Origin of the sequence: Kitasatospora sp. NPDC056327 (assembly GCF_042261735.1) — a bacterium.
GTDB lineage: Bacteria > Actinomycetota > Actinomycetes > Streptomycetales > Streptomycetaceae > Kitasatospora.
The window spans coordinates 1-4,639 of sequence record NZ_JBHJRC010000444.1 but is presented as its reverse complement, the minus strand read 5'-3'; the positions used below and the strand labels follow the sequence as shown (position 1 = coordinate 4,639).

The following is a 4,639-nucleotide window of genomic DNA, read 5'->3' as shown; positions in this document are numbered from 1 at the left end:
CCGCCCCCGCCGCCCGCCACAACACCCACCTCCCCCCCCCTCCCGTGCGGGGTGTGGGAAGTCGGCCCGTCCGACTTCCCACTCCCGTCGCGGTTTCCGCCCGGTGTCCCGTGTCCCGTGGCCGTCCTCCGCCTCCCGTGTCCCCTGTCCCGTGGCCTGATCCCGTTTCCCGGCGTCCGCCCGTACGGGGGTGCGCCGTGTCCTTCCGTGCCCCGCACCCCGGGCCCCGCGCCCTCTGCGCCCGTTCGCGGGCCTCGGGGCGTGGCCCTTTCGAGAACTTTGCAAAGTCCGTACTTTGCAAAGTACGGATGAAAGGGGCCGCGAGGGCGAAAATCCCTTGGGGGAAAAGGCCTCCGGGCTCGTGCACTTTGCAAAGTGGTGACTTTGCAAAGTGCACGGCAAGGAGCGGAGTACTTCGACCGGGCGATCGTGCCGGGCCCGCCGCTACGGTGTCGGCCGGTCCGCGGGGGCGGGACCGGCTGCCTGCGGCGGGATGCGGGTGGAAGCCGCCAGGGTGGCGCGCAGCTCCCGGGGGGTGGGCCACGGGGCGCGGCGATGGATCATGCGGTGGCAGTTGGAGCAGATCAGGGCGAGGTCGGCGAGCCTCGTCGTGCTCTCCCCGGCCACGTGGAGCGGCACGATGTGGTGGCACTCCACGTAGCCCGCGCCGCGTTCCCCGTAGACCTGCTCGAAGTCGAAACCGCACACCTCGCAGGCCAGGCTGCCGCCGCGGGCCAGGACCGACTCGATCTTCCTGCCCCTGAGCCGGGAGTCGCGTTCCCTGCGGAGATGCTGCCGTAGCAGGAGCCTGCCCTCGGGTGCCTCGAACTCCTCCGGCTCGCCCTCGGTCTCCCGGGCCGGCACGAAGTCCGTGCTCCCGACCAGCGCCCGGATGCCCCGGGCGGCCTCCAGCATCTCGGCCGGCCGGTCGGTGAACGCGCGTGCGACGGTCTCCTCGGTCGTCGCGGTCCCGTCCGGCCCCCCGTTCCCGGCCGCGCCCGGTCGGGCGGCCACGAGCTCAACGGCTTTCCGGGCCACCCCGTCGGGGTTCTGGAAGGGGCCGCCGCGGGTCTCGTCGCCGGCCGTCATCCGCTGGAGGAACGCGGAGAGCTCCAGGACGCGGGGGTCTGCGGGGGCCGGTGCCTCCCAGCCGTTCCCGACCACCAGGGCACAGGCGAGCACGGTCTCGTCCACCGTCCACGACGGGTTGCGCATCTGCTTGACGACGAACCCGATCCGCCGGAGCCAGGCGGCGGCCCCGGTCCTGCCGCCGCTGAACTCGTCGTGGGCGAGCGGACGCCCGTACTCGTAGCGGTGGGCGACTCCGGCGATCGCCTTGGAGTCGTACGTCCGGCCGCGGTACTCCAGGACGTAGTCGAGCGCGCTGCCGTAGCCGTAGGCCTCCCGGAAGGCCGGGGCGCCGGTCCGGTCGCACTCTTCGATGGCCCTGACGACGGAGGCCGGGCTGAGGATCCCCTTGTGCATGCACGCATGCTAGGAGGTATTCAGGTCGGATCATGTGACTGAAGCCGGGGGCTTCGATCGCATCATCCGACCTGAACGCTTCCGCGCCCCGGGCGGGGCCGACGGGGGAGCCGCACGGGACGTCCGGCCGTCCGGGGACGGGAACGCCCGGCGGCCGGGCGGGTGGAGCGGGTGCGGGCCCGGAGGCCCGGGAGGCTTCCCGGCCGGGCGCAGTGGCCGGGGGTCGTGGGCGGCACGGGTGCCGGCGGGTCAGAGTTTGTACATGGCGGCGTACGGGGGATTGATGCGGCGCTGGTGGGATCCGAAATCGACGACGACCGCGGCGTCGGGGGTCTCCTCGACGGCGATGACGCGGCCGAGGCCGTGCCTGTCGTGGGTGACGCGGTCGCCGAGCTCGAAGTGCTTGGGCGGCGCCTCGGGCCGCGCCTGGAAGGGGCTGGTGGGCAGGGGGCGGCGGGCTGCTGCGTATTTCGTCATTTCCGGCCAGTATGCGCCGGAAGGAGCGACAGTGGAACCGTTCTGGACGTTTGAAATCCGGGAAGCCGGAATCGGCGTGGCCGGCCCGGTGCCCCCCGCCCGGCGCCCGGGGCGGGCCGCCGCCCGTGGAGCGGCCCGCACGGGGGAGTCCTCGCAGGTCGTGGCGTCGGTCCCGGTTCCGGGGGGTGCGGTGGCCCCGGTGGCGGCTCCGCCGGGACGCCGGGAAAAATGTTCACCCGGTGCGGGCCCGGGCCTGGTAGAGTGTTCGTGGTTGCAGTAGTGGTTCCCATGACTTTGTGTGCGCCTGCTGATGTTTCGCAGGCGCATTTTTTCTTTCCCGGTTTCCGGGTGGGTGCTCATCGCGGCGACTCGGAGCCCGCGGTCCCGCGGGCTCCGGACAGCCCATGAAGGAGATTCAAATGGCTAACGGCACCGTGAAGTGGTTCAACTCGGAGAAGGGCTTCGGCTTCATCGAGCAGGAGGGTGGCGGCCCGGACGTCTTCGCCCACTACTCGAACATCAACGCCAACGGCTTCCGCGAGCTGCTTGAGGGCCAGAAGGTCGAGTTCGACGTCACGCAGGGCCAGAAGGGCCCGCAGGCGGAGAACATTCGCCCGCTGTAGTTCCTCCGGCCGGGCATCCGCCCGGCGGCCAGGGGCCCGCACCGCGACTCGACGTCCGGTGCGGGCCCCTCGGCGTGCCGGCACCGCGGGTGCCGGACGGACGTCCGACCGTGCACCGTTGCGTCACCCCCGCCCCGGGAGCCCCACGGGCGCTGGCAGAATTGGGGTGTGATCGACGCGAGACGGCTGCGGACCCTGCGAGCGGTGGCGGACCACCGGACGGTGACCGCCGCGGCGGCCGCGCTCTACCTCACCCCCTCCGCCGTGTCGCAGCAGCTGGCCGCCCTGGAGCAGGAGACCGGCCACCACCTGCTGGCCCGCGAGGGCCGGGGCGTGCGGCTCACCGCCGCCGGCGAGATCCTGCTCGGTCACGCCGACGCCGTCCTCGCCCAGCTCGAACGCGCCGAGGCCGACCTCGCCGCGTACAGCGCGGGCGTCTCCGGCGAGGTCACCGTGGCGTCCTTCGCCACCGGCATCTCCCTCGTCCTCGCCCCCGCGATCGGCACCCTCGCCATCCGGGCCCCCGGTGTCCGGCTCAGGGTGCTCGACGCCGAGGGCGACGCCAGTCTGCCGATGGTCCTGGACGGCCGCGCCGACCTCGCCGTGGCCGTCGAGTACCGCGGCGCCCCGCGCGCCGACGACGCCCGCCTCACCCGCGTCCCCCTCTACGCGGAGCCCTTCGAGGCGGTGCTGCCGACCGCCCACCCGCTGGCGGCCGGCGAGGGCCCGATCGCGGTGGCCGACCTGGCCGCCGAACCGTGGATCGGCCCCTACCCCGGCAACCCGTGCCACGACGTCGTGCTGCTCGCCTGCGAGTACGCCGGCTTCCAGCCGCGCCTGGTGCACTCCTCCGACGACTTCCGCGCGGTCGTCGCGCTCGCCTCGGCCGGCGCCGGTGTGGCGCTGGTGCCGCGCTCGGCGCTGCTCGGCGTCGACCTGGCCCGGGTCGCGGTGCGCCCCGTCGACAGTGCCCTCGCCACCCGCCGGGTCTTCGCCGCCGTCCGCGCCGGCGCCGACGGGCACCCGCTCATCCGCCCGGTCCTGGACGCCCTGGCCGACGCCGCCCCGACCACGCCGGCCGGCCCGGGCGCACCCACCCCGAGAACCGCCGCCCCGACCGCGCCCGTCGCTCCCGCCGCACCATGACGGGAGCGGCCGGACGTCGGCCGCCGAGCAGCGGCTCGTAGCGGGCGTCCTCCCCGGTGCGGAGCGGGGCGAACTCCGGGCCGGCCGCGGTGGCCGTCCCGCGCAGCCGCGCCGGCGCCTCCGCCCCGGAGGACGCCACGGGCCCGGCGCAGCGGGCGGTCCGCACCCTGGCCGCGGCGATGTCGCCGCACTACGGCGCGTCCGCCCTCCTCCTCGGCACCGCCGGCGAGGCCCCGTGTTCCTGGAGGTGAACCCGGACGGTGACTGGCGCCGGGCCGAGCGCCGCACCCGCACCGCCCCGGTCGCCGTCGCCGCCATGCTCGCGGACCTCCACCGGACGGCCCTGCGGGGCGACCGGTAGGGCCGGGCGGCTCGACGGCGGGTGTCGGACGCCGTCCACGGGGTAGCCGCGCCCGGGAGGGAACAGGACAGCGAGAGGAGCGACCGACCGTGGGAACACCCCCGAACGACCCCGTACCGCCGTGTCCCACCCCGGCCCCCGGACCGGGGCCGGCGCCCGGTCCGGGCCCGCTGCCGGGACCGGTGCCCGCCCCCGGCGGCCCGGACCCGGTCCCGCCCGGCCCCCTGCCACCGGAGCCCGACCCGCCGCCGCCCCCCGCGCCGGGCCCGGACCCGTACCCCCGGCCGGGACCGCTCCCCGGCCCCGGCCCGGCCCCCGAACCCGTCACCTGAGCCGTTCGCCCCGGCCGGTCACCGCGGCGGGTCCGGGGCAGCGGCTCCGAGCCGCTCGCCCCGGCCCGGCGGCCGCGCCGCCATTCGGCGCAGCACGCCCCCACCCGCCCCGGCCCCGGCGCCTACCGTGGGCGGATGACCGACCGTCGGATCGACCGCCGGGCCGATCGGCGCACCGGCCCCCGTGACGGCACCGGCCGGGCCGGGGCGCGGAC

5 protein-coding genes are annotated in these 4,639 nt (G+C 75.7%); 3 read left to right on the top strand and 2 right to left on the bottom strand.

The genetic code is table 11. The annotated features are described in order from the left end of the window. Positions 1-444: 444 nt before the first annotated feature. Both ACFCX4_RS34890 and ACFCX4_RS34885 read right to left on the bottom strand, forming a co-directional pair. Complete coding sequence (locus ACFCX4_RS34890) at positions 445-1,485, bottom strand: HNH endonuclease (RefSeq protein WP_376151268.1); 1,041 nt, start codon at positions 1,483-1,485, stop codon at positions 445-447. A gap of 249 nt (positions 1,486-1,734) precedes the next feature. Continuing rightward, the gene (locus ACFCX4_RS34885) at positions 1,735-1,962 is read right to left on the bottom strand and encodes a hypothetical protein (RefSeq protein WP_376151266.1); all 228 of its coding nucleotides are present in this window, start codon (positions 1,960-1,962) and stop codon (positions 1,735-1,737) included. A gap of 419 nt (positions 1,963-2,381) precedes the next feature. Between ACFCX4_RS34885 and ACFCX4_RS34880 the strand changes: the two genes are divergently transcribed. From ACFCX4_RS34880 to ACFCX4_RS34870, 3 genes are all read left to right on the top strand, one after another. Further along, entirely contained in the window at positions 2,382-2,585 is a 204-nt protein-coding gene (locus ACFCX4_RS34880) for a cold-shock protein (RefSeq protein ID WP_045694210.1), read from the top strand. Positions 2,586-2,753: 168 nt separating this feature from the next. Beyond that, entirely contained in the window at positions 2,754-3,731 is a 978-nt protein-coding gene (locus ACFCX4_RS34875; protein ID WP_376151263.1) for a LysR family transcriptional regulator, read from the top strand. A 235-nt stretch (positions 3,732-3,966) separates the two neighbouring features. Next, complete coding sequence (locus ACFCX4_RS34870; protein ID WP_376151261.1) at positions 3,967-4,092, top strand: hypothetical protein; 126 nt, start codon at positions 3,967-3,969, stop codon at positions 4,090-4,092. Positions 4,093-4,639 lie beyond the last annotated feature (547 nt).

Excerpts from the sequence above, each read along its gene's own strand:
- ACFCX4_RS34890 (WP_376151268.1), bottom strand. The coding sequence starts at position 1,485 with ATGCACAAGGGGATCCTCAGCCCGGCCTCCGTCGTCAGGGCCATCGAA.
- ACFCX4_RS34885 (WP_376151266.1), bottom strand. The coding sequence starts at position 1,962 with ATGACGAAATACGCAGCAGCCCGCCGCCCCCTGCCCACCAGCCCCTTC.
- ACFCX4_RS34880 (WP_045694210.1), top strand. The coding sequence starts at position 2,382 with ATGGCTAACGGCACCGTGAAGTGGTTCAACTCGGAGAAGGGCTTCGGC.